This window comes from Lentiprolixibacter aurantiacus, from assembly GCF_026241225.1.
In the GTDB taxonomy this organism is placed as follows: Bacteria; Bacteroidota; Bacteroidia; order Flavobacteriales; family Flavobacteriaceae; genus Lentiprolixibacter; species Lentiprolixibacter aurantiacus.
The window spans coordinates 235,024-255,849 of sequence record NZ_JAPFQP010000004.1; the positions used below are offsets into that span (position 1 = coordinate 235,024).

The 20,826-nt window shown below is 45.1% G+C and carries 24 protein-coding genes; 14 read left to right on the top strand and 10 right to left on the bottom strand.

The features are described 5' to 3' along the window. Positions 1-11: 11 nt before the first annotated feature. Positions 12-497 (bottom strand): acyl-CoA carboxylase biotin carboxyl carrier protein subunit, encoded by a 486-nt coding sequence (locus tag OO016_RS12365; protein WP_266014483.1) that lies wholly within the window; start codon positions 495-497, stop codon positions 12-14. A gap of 308 nt (positions 498-805) precedes the next feature. Here OO016_RS12365 and udk point away from each other — a divergent pair, with 308 nt between their 5' ends. The 11 genes from udk (at position 806) to OO016_RS12420 (ending at position 11,215) form a co-directional block, all read left to right on the top strand. Next, a complete protein-coding gene (gene udk, locus OO016_RS12370; RefSeq protein WP_266014485.1) occupies positions 806-1,414 on the top strand; it encodes a uridine kinase in 609 nt (202 codons plus the stop codon). A 5-nt stretch (positions 1,415-1,419) separates the two neighbouring features. Then, on the top strand, positions 1,420-1,752 hold the full coding sequence (locus OO016_RS12375; RefSeq protein ID WP_266014487.1) for an FtsB family cell division protein: 333 nt from the start codon (positions 1,420-1,422) through the stop codon (positions 1,750-1,752). Further along, the gene (locus OO016_RS12380) at positions 1,745-3,133 is read left to right on the top strand and encodes a methylmalonyl-CoA mutase subunit beta (RefSeq protein WP_266014489.1); all 1,389 of its coding nucleotides are present in this window, start codon (positions 1,745-1,747) and stop codon (positions 3,131-3,133) included. The genes OO016_RS12375 and OO016_RS12380 overlap by 8 nt, the downstream gene beginning before the upstream one ends. Next, positions 3,126-5,279 (top strand): methylmalonyl-CoA mutase, encoded by a 2,154-nt coding sequence (gene scpA, locus OO016_RS12385; protein WP_266014492.1) that lies wholly within the window; start codon positions 3,126-3,128, stop codon positions 5,277-5,279. Before OO016_RS12380 ends, scpA begins: the two co-directional genes overlap by 8 nt. 185 nt (positions 5,280-5,464) lie before the next feature. Continuing rightward, positions 5,465-6,238: a ParA family protein gene (locus OO016_RS12390; protein WP_266014496.1), complete on the top strand. Its 774-nt coding sequence runs from the start codon at positions 5,465-5,467 to the stop codon at positions 6,236-6,238. Then, positions 6,238-7,140 carry a ParB/RepB/Spo0J family partition protein gene (locus OO016_RS12395; protein WP_266014498.1) on the top strand — a complete coding sequence of 301 codons (903 nt, stop codon included), beginning with the start codon at positions 6,238-6,240 and terminating at the stop codon, positions 7,138-7,140. The genes OO016_RS12390 and OO016_RS12395 overlap by 1 nt, the downstream gene beginning before the upstream one ends. Beyond that, entirely contained in the window at positions 7,133-7,774 is a 642-nt protein-coding gene (locus OO016_RS12400) for a DUF5683 domain-containing protein (RefSeq protein ID WP_266014501.1), read from the top strand. Before OO016_RS12395 ends, OO016_RS12400 begins: the two co-directional genes overlap by 8 nt. A gap of 2 nt (positions 7,775-7,776) precedes the next feature. Further along, complete coding sequence (dapB, locus tag OO016_RS12405) at positions 7,777-8,481, top strand: 4-hydroxy-tetrahydrodipicolinate reductase (protein WP_266014503.1); 705 nt, start codon at positions 7,777-7,779, stop codon at positions 8,479-8,481. Between the two features lie 88 nt (positions 8,482-8,569). After that, a complete protein-coding gene (lepB, locus tag OO016_RS12410; protein ID WP_266014505.1) occupies positions 8,570-10,279 on the top strand; it encodes a signal peptidase I in 1,710 nt (569 codons plus the stop codon). A gap of 5 nt (positions 10,280-10,284) precedes the next feature. After that, the gene (locus OO016_RS12415; RefSeq protein WP_266014507.1) at positions 10,285-10,914 is read left to right on the top strand and encodes a WbqC family protein; all 630 of its coding nucleotides are present in this window, start codon (positions 10,285-10,287) and stop codon (positions 10,912-10,914) included. After that, the gene (locus OO016_RS12420; protein ID WP_266014509.1) at positions 10,907-11,215 is read left to right on the top strand and encodes a DUF6122 family protein; all 309 of its coding nucleotides are present in this window, start codon (positions 10,907-10,909) and stop codon (positions 11,213-11,215) included. Before OO016_RS12415 ends, OO016_RS12420 begins: the two co-directional genes overlap by 8 nt. On the opposite strand, the gene OO016_RS12425 is transcribed toward OO016_RS12420, so the two are convergent. The 7 genes from OO016_RS12425 to OO016_RS12455 form a co-directional block, all read right to left on the bottom strand. Next, positions 11,207-12,238, bottom strand: a complete 1,032-nt coding sequence (locus OO016_RS12425) for an endonuclease/exonuclease/phosphatase family protein (protein ID WP_266014511.1) — start codon at positions 12,236-12,238, stop codon at positions 11,207-11,209. The two genes, OO016_RS12420 and OO016_RS12425, sit on opposite strands and share 9 nt — an antisense overlap. 3 nt (positions 12,239-12,241) lie before the next feature. Continuing rightward, positions 12,242-13,117 carry a rhomboid family protein gene (locus OO016_RS12430; protein WP_266014513.1) on the bottom strand — a complete coding sequence of 292 codons (876 nt, stop codon included), beginning with the start codon at positions 13,115-13,117 and terminating at the stop codon, positions 12,242-12,244. Continuing rightward, entirely contained in the window at positions 13,118-13,861 is a 744-nt protein-coding gene (locus OO016_RS12435) for a rhomboid family intramembrane serine protease (protein WP_266014515.1), read from the bottom strand. Further along, positions 13,862-15,712, bottom strand: coding sequence for a DNA mismatch repair endonuclease MutL (gene mutL / locus OO016_RS12440; RefSeq protein ID WP_266014517.1), 1,851 nt, complete (start codon positions 15,710-15,712; stop codon positions 13,862-13,864). Between the two features lie 6 nt (positions 15,713-15,718). After that, positions 15,719-16,000, bottom strand: coding sequence for a riboflavin synthase subunit beta (locus OO016_RS12445; RefSeq protein ID WP_266014518.1), 282 nt, complete (start codon positions 15,998-16,000; stop codon positions 15,719-15,721). A 110-nt stretch (positions 16,001-16,110) separates the two neighbouring features. Continuing rightward, complete coding sequence (ribH, locus tag OO016_RS12450) at positions 16,111-16,590, bottom strand: 6,7-dimethyl-8-ribityllumazine synthase (protein WP_266014520.1); 480 nt, start codon at positions 16,588-16,590, stop codon at positions 16,111-16,113. Beyond that, positions 16,590-17,357, bottom strand: a complete 768-nt coding sequence (locus tag OO016_RS12455; protein WP_266014522.1) for a tetratricopeptide repeat protein — start codon at positions 17,355-17,357, stop codon at positions 16,590-16,592. The genes ribH and OO016_RS12455 overlap by 1 nt, the downstream gene beginning before the upstream one ends. A gap of 115 nt (positions 17,358-17,472) precedes the next feature. Between OO016_RS12455 and recF the strand changes: the two genes are divergently transcribed. Genes recF through OO016_RS12470 form a run of 3 tightly spaced genes read left to right on the top strand, consistent with a single transcriptional unit; the run spans position 17,473 to position 19,266 of the window. Beyond that, entirely contained in the window at positions 17,473-18,552 is a 1,080-nt protein-coding gene (recF, locus tag OO016_RS12460) for a DNA replication/repair protein RecF (RefSeq protein WP_266014524.1), read from the top strand. 1 nt (position 18,553) lies between these two features. Beyond that, positions 18,554-18,970, top strand: coding sequence for a lipocalin family protein (locus tag OO016_RS12465; RefSeq protein ID WP_266014526.1), 417 nt, complete (start codon positions 18,554-18,556; stop codon positions 18,968-18,970). Positions 18,971-18,972: 2 nt separating this feature from the next. Beyond that, complete coding sequence (locus tag OO016_RS12470) at positions 18,973-19,266, top strand: DciA family protein (RefSeq protein WP_266014527.1); 294 nt, start codon at positions 18,973-18,975, stop codon at positions 19,264-19,266. Positions 19,267-19,299: 33 nt separating this feature from the next. Here OO016_RS12470 and OO016_RS12475 read toward each other — a convergent pair whose 3' ends face one another. Both OO016_RS12475 and OO016_RS12480 read right to left on the bottom strand, forming a co-directional pair. Next, positions 19,300-19,719, bottom strand: coding sequence for a nucleoside-diphosphate kinase (locus tag OO016_RS12475; protein ID WP_266014529.1), 420 nt, complete (start codon positions 19,717-19,719; stop codon positions 19,300-19,302). A gap of 48 nt (positions 19,720-19,767) precedes the next feature. Beyond that, a complete protein-coding gene (locus OO016_RS12480) occupies positions 19,768-20,796 on the bottom strand; it encodes an alkaline phosphatase D family protein (RefSeq protein ID WP_266014532.1) in 1,029 nt (342 codons plus the stop codon). Positions 20,797-20,826: the final 30 nt, after the last annotated feature.

Genomic DNA, 20,826 nt, shown 5'->3' on the forward strand with positions numbered 1-20,826 from the left:
TATTGTGGTTGTTATTCAAATTCAATAAGCAGATTGTCCTTGTCTACAGCATCCCCCTGGGACACCTGTATGGATTTGATTATCCCCGCCCTTGGCGACGTAATCACATTTTCCATTTTCATGGCCTCAAGGATAAGAAGCGGGTCGTCTTCTTGTACCTCCTGTCCAACTTCCACACTAATCTCCAGGATTAATCCCGGCATTGGTGCTTCAATAGAACTGATATTTCGGGCAGAAGAAAGTGCAAATCCCATCTGATCGATCAGAAGATCCAGCTTGTCTTCAATGGTAATGGAATAGGTATTGCTGTTGATCTTTATTTCATAGCTCTTTTTATGGAAATCAGACTGCAGTATTTGAGCTGTGAAAGGCTTGCTGTCTACCAGCACATGATAGGATGTGGGCGAGGTGGCCAGGGCATCCAATGAAGAAAGGTCTTCCAAATTTAGCTGGTACTCCAGTTCTTCGTTAACCTTTACCTTAAATTGGTCTTCCATAGATTTTTTATGTTGATGATCTTATATAAAATCGTCTGGTTTGAAGTCCCTAATATAACCCTAAAGTTACGAACGACACCAAAATCAATCGTCATTTTCGAGTCTGGGATTTTCGTAATTCTGAGCGGAATTCGAAAAGGGCATATCTTGCAAATTACCAACAAATGTAGGGGCTGAGAACAGTAGTAAACATGAATTTTGTCATGTTTTATTGTAAATCTCCACCGTAATTATGGATCTGTATCCGGAAAGCTTTTAGAAGCAGGATTGTTGTAGCAATTCCTTATTTTTGAAGTAAAATAAGCAGTATGCTAATCATTGGGATTGCCGGTGGTACGGGATGTGGAAAGACCACGGTTGTAAACCAGTTAATTGAGGAGTTAACCCTGGATCACGTAGGGGTCATTACACAGGACAGTTATTACAATGACCTGTCCCATTTGTCCTATGAGGAAAGGGTACAGGTAAATTTTGACCACCCTAAAGCCATAGATTTTGATCTGCTGGGAGAACACCTGTCCAGGCTGAAACAAGGTCATGCTATTGAACAACCCGTTTATTCCTTTACTCAGCACAACAGGACGGGGGAAACCCTGATGACCGAACCCAGGAAAGTGATGATCGTGGAAGGCATCCTCATTATGACCAATCCAATGATCAGAGAAATGTTCGATATTAAAATCTACGTGCACGCCGATTCTGATGAGCGACTAATTCGCCGTTTGAAAAGGGATATCAATGAAAGGGGACGTGACATAGAAGAAGTGCTTTACCGCTACCAGACAACCCTGAAACCAATGCACGATCAGTTTATTGAGCCCACAAAGGAGTATGCAGATATTATCATCCCCAACAATAAATACAACACTGTGGCCATCGATATAGTAAGAACCATTATCAACGAGAAAATCCAATAGCTCCCATGGGTTGGAAAGACTTAAAAAAAAGAAAATGGTTTAGCATACTGACGAACCTGTACATATTAGTTCTTACGGTCTTTGTCATCTGGATGGTCTTTTTCGATACCAACTCCCTTTTGATCCATATGGAACTCAAGAAGGAAATTCAAAAACTGGAAAAACAAAAAGAATTTCTTCGTTCAGAAATCAACAGGGATAAGCAGGTACTGGATAAACTCTCGGACCCTGAGGAACTGGAAAAATTTGCCAGGGAACAATACTATCTTAAAAAGAAAAACGAGGAGATCTACCTTATTGAGTATGAAGACAGCCTAAAATCCAAAAAGGATGAATAATAAAACCCTATTTGCCGATTTTGATTCGGTGCCAACCAAAGCCTGGAAACAAAAAATCCAGGTAGATTTAAAAGGGGCGGATTACAATGAAACACTGGTCTGGAATAGTCCTGAAGGCCTGAAGATTAAACCGTTCTATAACAGGGATGATTACACGGGAGATGATACCAACATTCCCGCTCCTCCGGAACAATGGTCTATTGGTCAGCGACTCCGGGTTAAAGATGCTAAACAAGCCAACAAAGAGGCTCATGATCTGCTCGCCAAGGGGATAGAAAGCCTGGTTTTTCAAATTCCGGATGCAGCTATAAATCCTAAAACACTTTTTGAGGGGATAGACCTGAGGGATCTTCCCGTTTACCTTGAGTTTGATTCTTCGTCATTGGAACGCGCAAAGCCCTTTCTCGAATATGCAAAAGGATCAGGAGGGCAATTGTTCCCGGGGGTAGATCCATTGGGAAACCTTGCCAGGACAGGGAACTGGGAAGCCAACGAAGCCGGGGATTTTGAAATGCTCGGAGAACTATTGCTGGATTTCCCGGAACAGCCAGTAATCCTTATAGAAACGGATATATACCAGAACGCGGGAGCTAATGCAGTACAACAGCTGGCCTATGCCCTGGCCCATGCAAACGAGTACCTCATCCGTTACAGGGAGACCCTGGAACCAGCTTCCCAGAAAGCCCCAATCATCTGCTTCAGGGCAGGGATGGGAGCGAATTATTTCAGTGAAATCGCCAAACTCAGAGCGCTAAGGTTGCTCTGGAATTCCCTGGCCCCGGAATATCAACTGCCCGGGCACTGCCATATAGTGGCCCAACCTTCCAAACGGAATAAAACCCTGTACGACTACAACGTGAATATGCTGCGGACCACCACGGAATGTATGTCCGCTGTACTTGGGGGGGCCAATACGGTCATAAATCTGCCTTATGACGCACTTTATCATGAGTCTAATGACTTCGGTGACCGGATTTCCCGTAATCAATTGCTTATACTTAAAAAGGAGAGTTATTTCGATAAGGTGAGCAATGCAGCCGATGGAGCCTATTATATTGAAAGTCTTACTTTACAACTGGCCGAAGAAGCCCTCGCTCTTTTCAAGAGTATTGAAAAAGGAGGCGGATGGCTGGCACAAATGAAAAATCAGACCCTGCAACGCAAGATCAGGGAAAGCGCAGCTAAAGAACAGCAAGCATATGACTCGGGTGAACTGGTGCTCATAGGCAGTAATAAATACCCCAATCCTGCAGACCGGATGAAGGACAACCTTGAAAAATCACCTTTCCTCCAAAAGGGATCCCGAAAAACGGCAGTTGAGCCCATCCTGGCGAAAAGACTGGCTGAAAAAGAAGAACAAAAAAGACTACAAGATGAATAGACCCAGGCTCGATCATTTGAAGTTGGAAACCGTTTCTCACGGGGTATCGAAGCAAACAGGAGAGCGGTCCGTATTCAATACCGCAGAAGACATAAGCGTGAAATCGTTTTACACTAAAGAGGATACTGCACATCTGAATCACCTTGATTTTGCCGCGGGAATACCACCCTACCTCAGGGGACCCTATAGCACTATGTATGTCAGGCGCCCATGGACGATAAGGCAATACGCCGGCTTTTCTACGGCCGAGGAAAGCAACGCTTTTTACCGGAGGAACCTTGCAGCCGGACAAAAAGGCCTTTCTGTGGCCTTTGACCTGCCTACCCACCGCGGGTACGACAGCGACCACGAACGGGTTGTAAGCGACGTAGGCAAGGCCGGGGTAGCGATCGATTCTGTGGAAGATATGAAGATTCTCTTTGACGGGATCCCCCTGGATAAAATGTCGGTTTCCATGACCATGAATGGGGCGGTACTGCCCATAATGGCCTTTTATATCGTAGCAGCGGAAGCCCAGGGTGTAAAACCCGAACAATTGGCGGGCACCATACAGAACGATATCCTGAAGGAGTTCATGGTCCGGAATACGTACATATATCCTCCTGCGCCTTCCATGCAGATCATTGCTGATATTTTTGAATACACAAGTAAGAACATGCCTCGCTTCAACAGCATCAGCATCTCCGGATATCATATGCAGGAAGCAGGGGCCACAGCCGATATTGAACTTGCCTATACCCTGGCAGACGGGCTGGAATACATCCGTACAGGGCTCAAGGCAGGGCTGGATATTGATCAGTTTGCCCCGCGCCTTTCTTTTTTCTGGGCTATTGGGATGAACCATTTTATGGAAATTGCCAAAATGAGGGCGGGAAGGATGCTCTGGGCAAAACTCGTGAAACAGTTCAACCCAAAAAACCCAAAGTCGCTCGCTTTAAGAACTCACTGCCAGACCAGTGGATGGAGCCTTACCGAACAGGATCCTTTCAACAATGTGGCTAGGACTACCATTGAAGCGGCGGCCGCCGCTTTTGGGGGTACTCAGAGCCTGCACACCAATGCACTGGATGAGGCCATAGCCCTTCCAACTGACTTTTCCGCAAGGATTGCCCGCAATACGCAGTTGTTCCTTCAGGAGGAAACCCAGATTAACCGGACGGTGGATCCCTGGGCAGGAAGTTATTACGTGGAATACCTGACGGACCAGTTAGCCCGCAAGGCGTGGGAACTTCTCGAGGAAGTGGAGGAACACGGTGGAATGACTAAGGCCATAGAAGCAGGAATCCCCAAAATGCGGATAGAACAGGCTGCAGCCAAAAAACAAGCAAGAATAGACAGCGGTCAGGACATCATTGTAGGGGTAAACCAATATCAGCTGGAAGAGGAAGAGACCCTGCAGATCCTCGAAGTAGACAACGCTGAAGTGAGGAGGCAACAAATTGCCCGTATTGAGCAATTGAGGGCAGAGCGAGACAATGACGCGGTACAAAAAGCCTTACAAAGGCTAACCCTGGCCGCCAAAGCTAAATCGGGCAACGGCAAACAGGAAAATTTATTAGCTTTAGCTTTGGAGGCAGCGCGTGCAAAAGCCACCCTTGGGGAAATCAGCGATGCCCTGGAGGTAGCCTTTAATCGTTACAAAGCCAAAATCCAATCCTTTACCGGAGTGTACGCAAAAGAAATCAAAGACGACGAAAGCTTTAAAAAAGCGCGGGAACTGGCCGACCAGTTTGCAGAACTGGAGGGCCGCAGGCCTCGTATTATGATCGCCAAAATGGGACAGGACGGCCACGACAGGGGAGCCAAAGTAGTAGCTACTGGATATGCCGACCTCGGTTTTGATGTAGACATAGGGCCGCTATTCCAGACCCCGGCCGAGGCTGCGAAACAGGCCGTGGAAAACGATGTACATATTCTGGGGGTATCTTCCCTGGCCGCCGGACATAAAACCCTGGTGCCGCAGGTTCTGGAGGAACTCAAAAAGAACGAAAGAGAAGACATCATGGTCATTGTGGGCGGGGTTATCCCCAAGCAGGACTACAACTTCCTGTTTGAAGCCGGCGCTACTGCTGTTTTTGGACCAGGAACCAAAATAAGCGATGCCGCCATTGAAATACTGAACATCCTGATGGCTTCTTCCGAATAGGGAGTTGAATTCCAATCAATATCAAAGTTCAGGGACACAATGTTTGCCCCTGAACTTTTTGCATTGCCCCTGGATGTAATTAAAACTTTAACACGGGAACCTAAAGTTATTCACCTGCTGTTAACAAGTTACATTTTATCGCTAGCCAAATAATCGTATTTTTAAACCCTAACTTACTTAAGACGATGGGCAAAATTATTGCTATAGCCAACCAGAAAGGTGGGGTTGGAAAAACCACTACAACAGTTAACCTGGCCGCCTCGCTGGGGGTACTGGAAAAAAGCGTTCTTGTAATCGATGCCGACCCTCAGGCCAATGCCACTTCCGGCCTTGGAATTGAGGTGGACGAGGTAGAAGTGGGGACCTATCAGATGCTGGAGCATACGGCAGATGCCAGGGATACCATAATCAAGACCTCTTCCCCCAATGTAGACCTGATCCCTTCTCATATAGACCTTGTGGCCATTGAAATAGAACTGGTAGACAAGGATTCCCGGGAATCCATGCTGAAACAGGCCATAGTGGATTTGAAAGAACAGTACGATTATATCCTGATAGACTGTGCCCCTTCACTGGGATTACTGACCCTGAATGCACTCACATCGGCAGACTCCGTTATCATACCCATTCAGTGTGAATACTTTGCCCTTGAAGGACTGGGCAAATTGCTGAATACCATCAAAAGTGTTCAGCGCATACATAATCCAGACCTGGATATTGAAGGCATGTTATTAACCATGTACGACTCCAGGCTTCGGCTGTCTAATCAGGTGGTCAGCGAAGTGAAAAAACATTTCGGGGATATGGTTTTCGACACCATCATCCAGCGCAATGTGCGGCTGGGAGAAGCACCAAGCTACGGCGAAAGCATTATCAAATACGATGCAAGCAGCAAGGGGGCAACTAATTACCTGAACATGGCAGATGAATTACTCAAAAAGAACAGGGAGACGGTATAATGGCCAGGGCAACTAAAAAACAAGCATTGGGCAGGGGCCTTTCTGCACTGCTTAAGGATCCGGAAAACGATATCCGCACAGCAACCGACAAAAATGCGGAAAAGCTTGTGGGCAATATCGTGGAACTGGATCTGGATACTATTGAGGTCAACCCTTTCCAGCCCAGGTCTAACTTCAATGAGGAAAACCTGGAAGAACTGGCTTCTTCCATTCGGGAACTTGGGTTGATACAGCCCATAACTGTTCGTAAAATCGATTTCAATAAATTCCAGCTGGTATCGGGCGAACGAAGGTTCAGGGCCTCCAAACGTATTGGTTTGGAAACCATCCCCGCTTATATTCGCATAGCCAATGACCAGGAGACCCTGGAAATGGCCCTGGTGGAAAATATTCAGCGGCAGGACCTTGACCCCATTGAAATTGCACTTTCCTATAAGCGGCTTATAGAAGAAATAGAGCTTACTCAGGAAAAACTGAGTGAACGTGTTGGAAAAAAGCGTTCTACGATTACCAATTATCTGCGGTTGTTGCGACTGGATCCCATTATACAAACGGGTATCCGAGATGGCTTTATCAGCATGGGCCATGGACGGGCCCTGGTTAATATTCAGGATACCTCAGATCAGATCGATCTGTATGAAAAAATTGTGGGACAAAACTGGTCGGTAAGGGATACCGAAAAAGCAGTGCAGGATTACCACAAACCGGAATCAACTGATAATACATCTGGTTCTGGAAGTCCAGGCTCACAAATTGCCCCGGAACAGATTAAGGCCCTGCAGAATTACCTTTCAGCAAAGGTGGGTGTTTCCACCTCAAAATCTGGGAAAGGAAAAATCACCATTCCTTTTGAGTCTGAAGCGGAATTCTTACGTTTGTCCAAACTTATTACAGGTGACTAAAAACCTCTTCCTAGTCGTTTTCCTTTTCATGGTTATTCTCCCCTGCTTTTCCCAGGAAAAATCTTCTGCGGAACGTTCGTCGGATTCCCTGAAGACAGAAATGAGGAAAAGAGGTGTAGTGGTTAACGGGAAGCTGGACAAAAGGCGGGTAAATCCACTGGCTCCCAGTAAGGCAGCGTTTTATTCGGCTGTCTTTCCCGGCCTCGGCCAGATATACAACCGGCGCTACTGGAAATTACCAATTGTCTACGGCGCCATTGGTACAGGGGTATACGCGTATATCTACAACGATGATCTTTACAACCGGTTCCGCGATGCGTTTAAAAGGAGGAGGGCAGGATTTACAGATGACGAATTTTATGATGTGAATAATAGTGGGCTAGTGCCTGGAAGCCCGGATCTTTCGGATCAGGCCCTGCAGGATGCACAGGAACGCTATCAAAGAGACCGTGACCTGGCCTTATTGATCACCATTGCGCTATACGCCCTGAATATTATAGATGCCAACGTGGATGCCCATTTAAGACAGTTCAATGTAGATGAAAACCTTACGTTCGACCTGCAACCCTACCTGGAGTACCACCCCATAACATCCGACCCCAATTATGGAGTATCACTAACCCTTAAATTTTAGCTATGAGGATTGCATTGTTCGGATATGGTAAAATGGGCAAAATGATTGAAGGTATTGCCATGAAAAGGGGGCATGAGATAAAGGCGAGAATTGATATGGGGAATCTTGAGGATATAGACTTCAGGGAGATAGACATAGCGATAGATTTCAGTGTCCCTGAAGCAGCCGTTACCAATATTGAAAAAGCTCTTGAAAATGATGTTCCCGTGGTTTCCGGAACTACAGGCTGGTTAGACCAGTACTCCCATATTGTAAAGCGCTGCAACGAATTGGAAGGCGCATTCCTTTATGCTTCCAATTTCAGCCTTGGTGTAAATATCTTTTTTGCACTGAACGAATTCCTTGCTCAAAAAATGGCGCCCCTGAAACAGTATGAGGTATCCATCGAAGAGATACATCACACTGAAAAGCAGGATGCCCCCAGCGGCACAGCCATCACAATAGCTGAAGGCATACTGGAAAATTCAGATTATACCCACTGGAAACTGGGCAATGCCCGAGAAGGAGAAATACCCATTACTTCAAAACGCATTGGGGACTATGCTGGCACCCATACGGTTGATTATGACAGCAGCATTGATCAGATCAGGATTCAACATACGGCGCATTCCCGACAAGGGTTCGCCGAAGGAGCCGTAATAGCAGCTGAATGGCTATTGGGAAAAAAGGGTGTTTTTTCCATGCAGGATGTGTTAAACCTGGGTTAAGCAGGGGATTATTCTCGTGCATTTAATGTATTGTTACAAAAAATAAGGGATTCATTTCCTGGAAAGTGAATCGAAAGGCAATAGAGCGATGAACGGAACAGCTTGGATAATATTTATTTTGATCGTGCAGGTAATCCATTTCGGAGGCACCTGGAAGTTGTATAAAAAAGCAGGTCGTAAGCCGTGGGAAGCGCTGGTTCCTGTTTATAATGCCCTGGTATTAATGCAAATTATTCGCAGGCCAAAATGGTGGGTGATCCTCTTATTTATACCCATTATTAACCTGCTGATGTTCCCGGTAGTCTGGGTTGAAACAATCCGCAGCTTTGGTCGTAATAATTTACCCGAAACCTGGCTGGTAATCCTGACGCTGGGGTTCTATATTTACTACGTCAATTACGCCCTTGAAGTCGAATATATCGAAGACAGGAGTCTGCACCCCAAAAGCAGCCTGGGAGAATGGGTAAGTTCTATTGTTTTTGCCGTTGTGGCCGCTACCCTCGTTCACACCTATTTTATACAGCCCTATGTAATCCCAACAGGTTCCCTAGAGCGGACCTTGCGAATAGGTGACCTGCTGTTTGTAAGTAAATTTCATTACGGAGCACGCGCACCCATGACGACTATAGCCGCCCCTATGGTTCACGATACCATTCCCGGATTGGGGATAAGGTCTTATCTCAATAAACCTCAACTCCCCTACTTCAGGCTGCCCGGTTTCCAAAAAGTGAAGAAAAACGATATTGTGGTCTTCAGCTGGCCTGCAGATACGGTACGCATCTTTTTCAAAAGGGAAAAAGGGGTTAAGAAGCCAATCGATAAAAAGTCGAACTACGTAAAGCGCTGTGTTGGAACACCCGGGGATTCCCTTCAGATTATAGACAGTTACATATATATCAATGGGGAGAAACTACAGTTGTCCGACCGGGCAAAACCGCAGTACGATTATAATGTCTACGCCCAGAAAGGGGTTTCTTCCCGCCTGCTCCTGGAATTGGGAGTATCTGAATTTACAAGAACATATGTATCACCTCCACTGAGTCAGGCACAGCTCAATGCCCTGAATCCCTACCTATTGGGCGGGGGACAAAATGCCCGGGGGGACATAGAATTATACACCAATGCCAATGGCATACCAATCAAGGTAATCCGGTCGGCCGGTATTTCACTAAAGGAAGTTACGGCGAGGCAAAGATCGGTCACCTTAACGGATGAAATGCTGATTCAATTGGAGCAGAGTAAAAGCATTGACTCTGTTGTTAAGATAATTGAACCTGCTGGGGTCAAGGGGTACAATATTTTCCCCAATCACCGGGATTATGCCTGGAATAACGACAATTTCGGTCCCATCTATATCCCGGGCAAAGGAGATGAGGTTAAACTGGACCTGGGTACTCTTCCGTTATACAAGAAAATCATACGGGACTATGAGGGGAATACTGTGGATGTTTCCGGAAACCAGATCCTGATCAATGGGGAAGTGGCTGATTCCTACACCTTCAAAAAGGATTACTACTGGATGATGGGAGACAACCGGGACCACTCTGAAGATTCCCGCACCTGGGGATATGTACCTGCTGACCATATTGTTGGTAAGCCCGTATTCATCTGGTTGAGCTTTGACAATTTCAATGACGGTATCAGCAATTGGAAACCCAGGTGGGATCGTATCTTCACCACCGTTGGAGGAGATGGGGAGCCCCGCTCCTATTTCCGCCATTTCCTTGTGGTACTCGGGGCATGGCTGGTATTTGACTTTTTCCGCAAACGCAGGAAAAAAGCCAAACAAAAGGTATAAGACCCATGCCTGTTTTATTGCATCCGGTCTATTTCCCCAACATCCATACTTTTTCAATACTGGCTCGGCACGAGATCGTTTGGGAAACATGGGATAATTACCAGAAACAAACCTATCGCAACCGCTGTTATATCTGTACGGATCAGGGCAGGTTGATGCTAAACATTCCCATTAAACATGTTGGAGGTAAAGAAGGCAGGCAACTATACCGTGATGTACAGATAGATTATTCGGAAAACTGGCCACGTCAACATTGGAGAACCCTGCAAACGGCCTACCGCACCTCACCTTTTTTTGAGTTCTATGAGGACGACCTGGCCCCCCTTTTTGAAAGAAAGGAAAGGTACCTGATGGATTTTAACCTCAAGACTATTGCTGCAATTTGCGAATGCCTGCAATTACCCTTTCAGGATAAAAGGACAAAAAGCTACCTCCAACCTGCAGTTGATATGCTGGATGCCCGCGATCTGGTACATTCCAAAGGAGAAAAACCACCACAGCAGGTGCCCTATATTCAGGTATTTGGAGATAGACACGGGTTTATCAGCAATCTCAGCATTCTGGACCTGCTTTTTAACGAAGGTAGCAGGGCCGTCGATTATCTGAGGAATCAAACACTCAGCCTTGATGTATAGGGAATTTATACATTACGGAATACATTTCCTGTTGCCCATAGCCATAGGAGTCCTTGCCTTTCCGCAGTATCGTTTGCGGGCTGTATTGATCTTGCTAGGGGGTATACTGCTGGATGTGGATCACTTGCTGGCCAATCCGGTTTTTGATCCTGACCGCTGCAGTATGGGATTTCATCCCTTGCATACCTTTTGGGCTATTGGCGTCTACATAGCACTTCTATTTCCCGCCAAAACCCGCATTTGGGGTCTGGCTTTTCTAATACATATGCTCGCAGATACCGCAGATTGCCTGTTAATTTGATCGATATTTCAGGCGGGCCATTACCGGGAGGTGATCTGATTTCCTGATATTAAAATTCTGATGATCAATTACTTCAAAAGCCTGGTCATCAGCCAGGATAAAATCGATTCTTGCAGAAATATAGTTGCGTTTGAAGGTAGTCCCCCAACCCCCGCCTTCTTCCCGGAATGAATCCTTCATATCTTCAGACAGACGTCTAAAACTGGGTGAATATGGTGGCTGATTAAAATCACCAGCATAAACCACCGGATGATTCGAAGACTTTCGGTGATTCTCCAGGATAACGGCCTGTTCACGGTGTTTAGCAGCGGTATGTTGCAAACGCTTCATAAAATCCTTGCCTGCATTCCTTTTAATCAGGGATCTGAAGGAATAAATCCAGTAAGATTGAAGGTGCACATTATATATCCTGATTGTATCTTTTCCATAGGCCACATCTGCATAAATAGCATTGTTGCCGCTATTAGGAAAATTAAGAGACCCGCCATTTGCAATAGGGTATTTAGAGAGAATAGCCTGACTGGTTCTTCCAGTTCCGTGTGGGGTATAGTATCGGAATGGATAACTGGCTATTAATTCCGGCCTTACCGGTTTGTATTCCTGAAAACAAACAACATCCGGATCCTGCTCAGAAATAAATTCTAGAATATCTATACTAACTATCCCTGAAGCTTCCTTCCCTGCCCAATATTTGAATCCCTGTACATTATAACTAAAAATGGAAAGATCTTTTTCCGATAAATCCGGTTTAAGAAATTGGATTTCATATATACTCCCAAAACACCAGAATCCCACTAATAAGGAAATCGCGGAGATTAAGGCAAATTGTTTTTTTATCCATATCCAAAATACCAGGAACAGTAAGTTGATAATCATCAATGGTGGAACCAGTATTCCAATTACATCTACTAGCGGGAGTGAAGGGATAGGTTTATAAGCATTATAACAAGCCAGTAAAAGCGTAAAAGCCGCTGCAACATTGAGAAGTACAAAAAACTTGCGAATACCTGAAGCCAGTCTCATAGCTCAGTCCTCCTTTCCTGCCTTAAACAGGAAATCTTTCTCTTCTTTGGAAAGGCTTTCGTAGCCGGATTTACTAATCTTGTCCAAAATAGCGTCTATTTTGCGCTGCCTGCTTTCTTTTTGATAATCCGGTGACTTTTTACCAGTTTTTCCATTTTTGCGATAAACGGTTTTCATCGGGGCTTTTTTCTCTTGCTTTTTGAATAGGGAAGCCAGACTGTCCAGCAACGCGGAAAAACCCTTACCAATGTCCTGCCCATTCAATAGTCTTCGGGCATAATAATAGCCAAGCACTGCTCCACCGAGATGTGCTATGCGTCCGCCTGGGTTCTGATCGGCGGTAATCATGACCAGATCCATAAGAACAATAAAGGCTCCTATATGCCATAATTTCACATTAAAAAATAACAGGCGTACCTCCTGATTGGGCATATAGGCGCACACGAAAATCAAAACTGCCGTTACTCCTGCAGAAGCTCCAATAAGACTGGTCCTTCCTCCCATAAAGGCGGGAAAAACATTGTAACTCAACAGGAATAGCAGCCCCCCGAGAATAACTCCAAGGAAATAGACATTAGTAAAGGTTCTATTTCCGAAAAGATTAAGGAATATACGCCCCACATAATACAAAACCAGCATGTTGAAGAACAGGTGCAACAAACCTCCATGAAAAAAGGAATAGGTGACCAGGGACCAGGGCTGACTCAGCATATCGAAAAAGTCGGCCGGCAATTCAAACCAGCGAACTATAGCATTCCCGTTTAATGCAAACAGGTAAACAACCAGCGCATGAATGATATAAACGGCAACGTTGATGACAATAAGCTTTTCAGCAGTGTTCAGTCGTGCAAATTGATAATTGAGATTTCCAGTACTCATTTAATCCCATCGATTTTGATTAAACTGGTTTTTCTTCCAGTACCACATCATTATAAACCCAAACAAGGCCCCGCCAACGTGGGCAAAGTGTGCGATTCCACTTCCAAATATAGACACTCCGGTAACCCCTGAGAACAAATCCAGAGCCACCAGGACGGGGATAAAATACTTGGCCTTTATAGGGACCGGCAGGAAGATAAGGAAGAGTTCGCTGTTGGGAAAAGACATCCCAAAAGCAACCAATATTCCATAAATGGCTCCGGAAGCCCCTACCGCAGGAGTATTGAATGCTGCTAAAAAATTTGTGATGGTACGTTCCGATGCTGCATTGTACCATTCCGGACTGTATTTGCCCTCCATAATGATCTGCATGACCTGGTCTTCCTGCCAGCCTGCGGCCAGCAAGGCATCCATCCCTGCATTGAAATTATAATAATTTACTGCCGTATGGATAACAGCAGCACCCAGACCGGCCGAAAAATAGAAAAACAGGAATTTATTCCTTCCCCACATGCGCTCCAGTGGGGACCCAAAGGCCCACAGGGCATACATATTAAACAGAATATGCATAAACCCGCCGTGCATAAACATGTGCGACAGCACCTGCCAGAAACCAAAATTTGAATTTTCAGGAAACCAGAGTGAAAACCACTGATACATCTGATCACCATAAAGACTGGTGGCTACAAAAAACAGGATGTTGATAATCAACAGATGCTTTATGGCATCGGTAACTCTACCCATTTAATTAAAATTTTTATCGATTTCACTTTCGGCCATGGTGATATAGGCCGGTTTTTGAAAAGGGCACAACTTAGGTTCCCTGCAGGCAAACAGGTCATTTACCAGTGACTGGCGCGAGGCCTCATTCAATGGAGTTCCTGTTTTTACCGCCAGGGCCTTGCTCAGTGTACGCGAAAGCAGATCGGCAGGCGAAGTGTCTAATTGGTCCCCATGTGCCTGGGCTTCTGCTATCAATTCGTCCATCACTATACCTACTTCATTTTCGGCTACCAGGGCCGGTATCCCTGCTATCTTCAATTGCTCTTCGCCCATTTCTTCAAAAACAAATCCAAACATTTCCAATTGTTCCTTTATATCGGAAATAATGCTCATCTCAGATCTGGAAAAAGACAAAACCAAAGGAAAAAGCAATTGCTGGCTCACCGCTTCCTTAAAGGTCGCCATCTTTAAAAACTTTTCGTAAAGAATTCGCTGGTGGGCCCTGTTTTGATGAATAATCAGCATTCCGGATTTGATAGTAGTCACTACATACTTCCTCCGAAGCTGAAAACTGGTTAATTGGGTTTCCGTGTCTTCGTAAAGAGGATCGAAGGATAATGGCGCGTTAGCCTCAGACTCGAGATGTACGCTGCTGAATGAGGTCTCCTCACTCATTTTAGATTCCAGTCCCACATAAAGCCCTTCCCATTCGGCCGCAGGTCTTCTTTCCCGACTTGAATGGCGAAAGGTTTGGGCAGAATCTTCTTTAAAGGGGTTGTATCCCGTGTCTACCTGAATCCTGGGCTGTATGGCAGATTTATCACGGTAGGCATAGGGCGTATCCAGGTTCCGGTCCTGGTCAAAATCCAAAACCGGGGCAATGTTGAACTGCCCGAGGCTGTGTTTGATAGCAGATCTCAGGATGGCATAGATGGTATGCTCATCATCGAATTTGATCTCCGTCTTGGTAGGATGAATATTGACATCAATAGAAGAAGGGTCAACTTCCAGGTATAGAAAGTAGCCTGGGTGTGTGTCTGCTCTAAGCAAGCCCTCAAATGCACTCACCACGGCGTGATGCAGGTAAGGGCTTTTGATATAGCGGTTATTGACAAAGAAATATTGCTCTCCCCTGCTCTTTTTGGCATATTCTGGCTTGCAAATAAAACCGTGTAACTTAACAACTTCCGTTTCCTCCTCAACCGGCACTAGCTTCTCCTTGGTCTTACCCCCGAAAATCCCCACAATCCGTTTTTTAAGTGATGCAGGTGGAAGGTGGAAAAGCTCACTCCCATTGTGAAAAAAATGAAACTCTATATCGGGGTGTGCCAAAGCCACCCTGTGGAATTCGTCTGTTATATGGCGTAATTCTACCTGCTGGGATTTCAGGAAATTCCTTCGTGCAGGAATATTAAAGAAAAGGTGTTTTACTGAAATGGAGGTGCCCTCAGGGACCGCCGTAAATTCCTGTGAGGCTACCGTTCCTCCTTCAATCTTTATAGCGGTACCCAATTCTGCCTGACCTTCCCGGGTATTCAGCTCTACATGTGCAATAGCTGCTATTGACGCAAGGGCCTCTCCGCGAAACCCCTTGGTGTTAATCTGAAATAAATCATCTGCAGATGTAATCTTGGATGTAGCATGCCGTTCAAAACAAAACCTGGCATCAGTATGGCTCATTCCGGTACCATTGTCAATAACCTGAATAAGGGTCCTGCCGCCGTCCTTAACCACTAGTTTTATGATGGTGGCTCTGGCGTCTATGGCATTTTCAAGCAGTTCCTTGACTACAGATGCCGGACGCTGTACTACCTCTCCGGCAGCAATTTGATTTGCCACGTGATCGGGCAATAACTGAATGATATCTGCCATTAACGATTAGAAAAATATTGATAGATCAAAATCGATTATGAAAAGGAATATCAGTACCAATATTGCTATTATGATAAGCATCCTCAATCTGAGGTTGGGATCTCCTCTACGCCTGCGGTCTTCCATAGCCCTGCGGAATTTGCCCTTTATTCCCCCTGAGGTATTGTACGTGGTGCGGAACTTGTCCAGTTTGCGTTCAATCTTAAAAGGATTACCCTCCCCTTTATCGTAATAACGGGGGTTATAATCAAACTTCTTATTCTTTCGCAACCTTGAAAACCTTCCCATAACCTGAGCAAATCAAAGGTACTTAAATTCGCAGGAAGTGAAGAAGCCTACTTCCCAAAATTTGTTAATGGGCAATTGCATCCTTGTGAAGGTTAAAAAACAGTCTGTTTCTAGGACAAAGAGGCCATCTTAATGGCTACAATAGCAGCTTCCGCTCCCTTATTTCCGTGTACACCTCCACTGCGATCAATTGCCTGCTGCAAGGTGTCGTCTGTCAGGACACAGAAAATGGTAGGTGTATTATACTTTACATTAAGGTCCTTGATACCCTGAGCTGTTGCTCCGGCGACAAAATCAAAATGTTTGGTTTCACCCCTTATAACACTGCCTATGGCTATAACCGCATCAAGATCCAGGGATTCTATCATTTTCTTGCACCCGAAAGTGAGCTCAAAACTACCAGGTACATCCCACCGGATTATCCGATCTTCATGAACACCACAATCAACAAGGGTCTGGTAGGCGCCTTTGTAAAGATTTTCTGTGATCTCCGGGTTCCATTCAGACACAACGAGGCCAATCCTCAAATGGTTCGCCGGGGGAAGTCCTGACTTATCGTATTCCGAAAGGTTCTTTCCTTTGGTGGCCATCAGCTGCCCCTTTTTGCCATACCGATAAGAGCGTCGATGGTAGCCGCCTCACTTGAAGTGGGATAATCGTCCTTGATTCTCTGGAAATACTTGAGCGCCTTGCTGAAGTCCTCTAACTCCATAGCTGTTATACCTGACTTATACAGATATCTAGGGGTAGTAAATTCATTATCGTCAAAGTCAAGCGCTTTTTCATAATAACCCAGGGCATCAGAAGGTTGTCCCAGTTGCATAAAAGCGTCCCCAATCCCTCCAATGGCTAAAGCACCGGTTATCTCCTCATCTGGTGAATACTGCTCCAGGTAATCAATTGCCTTATCGTATTGCTGAAGATTAAGATAAGACATCCCTGCGGCATAGGTAGCAATATTTGCAGCCTTTGTGCCTTTGTATTCATCGATGATATCCAGCAGACCGTATTTTCCTTCACCACCGTTCAGTGCCAGCAGGAACAGTGAATCCCTGATTTCCGGGTTTTGCTGGGCCTGCTCAAAATATTGCTGAGGATAATACAATTCATTGTTCGCCTCAACCGACTTCGGTTCCAGAATAAACTGGTTGTACGCCAGGTAACCCAGTACCACAACGGCAATGGCAGCAATTGTTCCCAAAATATAGTTCTGGTTTTTGGAAACCCATTGTTCCGATCTGGAAGCACTCTCGTCAAGGGTACTGAAAACCTCCGCCGTAGCGCTGCCTTTAACATCCATTTCCCTCTCCTCGGCCTTATTTTTAGGTTTGTATCCCCTTTTCTTGTATGTTGCCATCTTATTCGTATTTGGTCGCGCAAAAATAAAGTTTTTATCCAAAATCTAAAGGGTAATTATTCCTTAATTTTGAATATTTTACGTCTCTGGCAGACCCTAAAATTGAATACCCAAGGTGCATTTAAAGCAATTATCACTAGTTAACTACAAGAATTTTGATTCCCGGGAATTCGAGTTCGACAATAAAATCAATTGTTTTGTTGGCAATAACGGCATTGGAAAGACCAACATACTCGATTCGATTTACCACCTCACTTTGGGTAAAAGCTATTTCAATCCTATTGCTTCACAAAACATAACCCACGGGAAGGATTTTTTCCTGCTCGAAGGAACATTTGAAAAGAACGGGCGTGAAGAAAAAATTGTTTGCAGCCTCAAAAGAGGGGGCAAAAAGATGATCAAACGCAATGGGAAGATGTACGATCGCCTGTCCGACCATATCGGGCTTTTACCCCTGGTTATGATATCTCCGGCAGACCGCGACCTGATACTGGAGGGAAGCGAAACAAGAAGGAAATTCATGGATGGGGTAATTTCTCAATCGAACCCGGAATATCTAAGGGCCCTGATACGTTACAATAAGGTACTGGCACAACGCAATTCCCTTCTTAAATTCTTTGCCCTGAACAATACTTTTGACGGTGAGACACTGGGCGTGTACGATCAGCAACTGGACCTTTTGGGTACTACCATATACAAAGAGCGACTAGCATTTCTGGAGGCCTTTGTACCCCTTTTCAGAGAACAATATCAGGCTATATCAGCCGGGAATGAACCGGTTAACCTTAGATACAATAGCACCCTCCACGAGGGTGAGCTAATTGATGAGTTGCGTCAAAATATTAATCGCGATCGTGCCCTGCAATACACCAGTGTAGGTATACACAAGGATGATTTGCTTTTTGAAATTTCAAACCATCCAATTAAAAAATTTGGCAGTCAGGGACAACAGAAATCCTACCTCATCTCCCTGAAATTTGCCCAGTTCCACCTGATTAAAAAGCAGGAAAAGACCACCCCGATATTATTACTGGACGATATCTTTGACAAACTTGATGAAAACAGGGTTGAACACATCATAACGCTGGTAAAAGATGAGAATTTTGGACAGATCTTCATAAGCGACACCCATCCCGAGCGTACTGAAAATGTTGTCCGGGCTATTCATCAATCCTACAAAATATTTAAATTGTAATATGAAAGTCTGGTACTGCGTATTCACAGTTTGCTTGCTACTCGGATGTGGTTCCAGGGTAGATCCCGGCGCACTTCCCCAATTGAATGGGTACTGGGAAATTGAGAAGGTAGTCTTTCCCGACGGAAGTAATAAAACTTATGAGGTTAACACCTCTATTGATTTCATTGAGATCAAGGGCCAGCAGGGCTTTCGAAAGAAAATGCAACCTCAATTTGATGGCACTTTCAATACTTCGGATGATGCGGAACAGTTTACCGTAATATCAGTAAAAAACAGGCTGATCATGAGATATTCCAACGCAGATAACCACTGGGAAGAGACGTTGGTGGAGATTACTACAGACCATTTTCAGGTACTGAGTGAAGATGGGGTTACCTACCACTATAAACGCTATGAACCTCTAGAAATGAACTAAATATGGCCAAACACAAAAACCAGCAATCCCTGGGGGAGGCATTACAGGAATTCATCTCCTCAAACAAACTGCAAAGTGGAATAGACCAGGTAAACGTAAAGGAAGCCTGGGAAAGGGTTTTGGGTAATGGCGTAAATCACTACACCAAGTCAGTAACCCTGAGAAACGATATTCTTTATGTTAACCTGTCTTCTTCCGTGCTTCGTGAAGAATTAAGCCTTGGTACCTCCAGAATTATAGCCATGCTGAATGAGGACCTGGGAAGAGAAGTTATCCAGAAATTGATATTGCGTTAAAAAAAATCGGCCCGGATGGGCCGATTTTATATTTTAGTAGATTTCCCTGCCGGAAAAATGAAAAGCGCCTTCAATAGCTGCGTTTTCATCGCTGTCCGAACCATGAACAGCATTTTCACCTATGTCCTTGGCGTATAGTTTCCTTATGGTACCTTCTGCAGCTTCCTGTGGATTGGTAGCCCCGATCAGCGCCCTGAAATCCTCAACTGCATTTTCTTTTTCCAGAATAGCCGACACAATCGGACCCCTGGTCATAAAAGCAACCAGCTCGTTAAAGAAAGGGCGTTCCTTGTGAATTGCATAGAACTCCTGCGCATCTCTCTTGCTAAGCTGTGTATACTTCATTGCTACGATTTTAAACCCTGCTGAAGTGATCTTCTCAAGAATAGCACCAATATATCCGTTCTCCACGGCATCAGGTTTGATCATCGTAAACGTTCTGTTTCCTGCCATTTTAAAAATTTTCGGCAAAAGTACACTTTATTGGCCCAACCCACAACATTAATACTGCTGCTTTAAATCCTGAAGAATTTGACCCCCGTCTCCCCGCATTTGCATATGCACTTCACCTGTTTCCAGGTTAAGGCGCAACCATCCAAAGCTCTCGGTTGAAACAACTTCTCCTACCCTGTAAGCGTTGGGTTCTCCCGTAAACCCACGATAGGCATGCGTGAGGCCACTGCTTGTAAAATCCACCAGGGGATAGGAAAGCCCGGGTACATCCTTTCTGGAGAATTCAGAAATATGGCGGTCTCCTGATAAGAAAATCACACCTTTAGCACCGGAACCGGAAATCAATTGTTCCATACGGGAGACCTCATTCGGGAAATTAGCCCAGCATTCAAAACCGTGTTCCCCGGAAAGGAATTGTATACTGCTAACGATCAGATTAAAATCGGCCTTTGAAGTTTGCAACTGCTCTTCCAACCATTTCCATTGCTGTTCGCCAAGAATGGTTCCCCGACCGGAAAGGTCAGGGGTGTATCTCTTCTGGGTGATTGTATCCTTGATCAGAGGTGATCTGAAATAACGTGTATCCAGGACGAGGATTCTCACACTTCCGCCCCGGCCTTTGTAATCAAAACTGTGATACACCCCTTCCCGTGTTCTCCTTGGATCATCCCTGGAAACGTTGAGGAAATCCAGGAATACCTGTTGGCTTTCTGCTTTAGCCTCAAACTCCACCCCCCCGTCATTCAGACCGTAATCATGATCGTCCCAGGTACCCAGCATCTTAACCTTCTTTCGCAACCTGTTATATACAGGCACTTTATTTTGGGCCTCATACATTTCCCTCAGTAGCTGCATATTATCAGTATCTGCATAAATGTTGTCTCCGCCCCAGATCCATAAATCAGGTTCGAGATCCAGGATATCGTCCCATAAAAGATTATCAAGGTCGTGCTTGTTGCAGGAACCAAAGGCTATGTTTAATTCTTTCTTCGGCTCAATCGCACCTGAGGGGCCAACAGTGGTTTTGCAACTGATTACAAAAACCGAAAGCAATAGGATAATAAGATAGTATCTCATAATTACAGTTAGTGGTTACCACAAAAATAC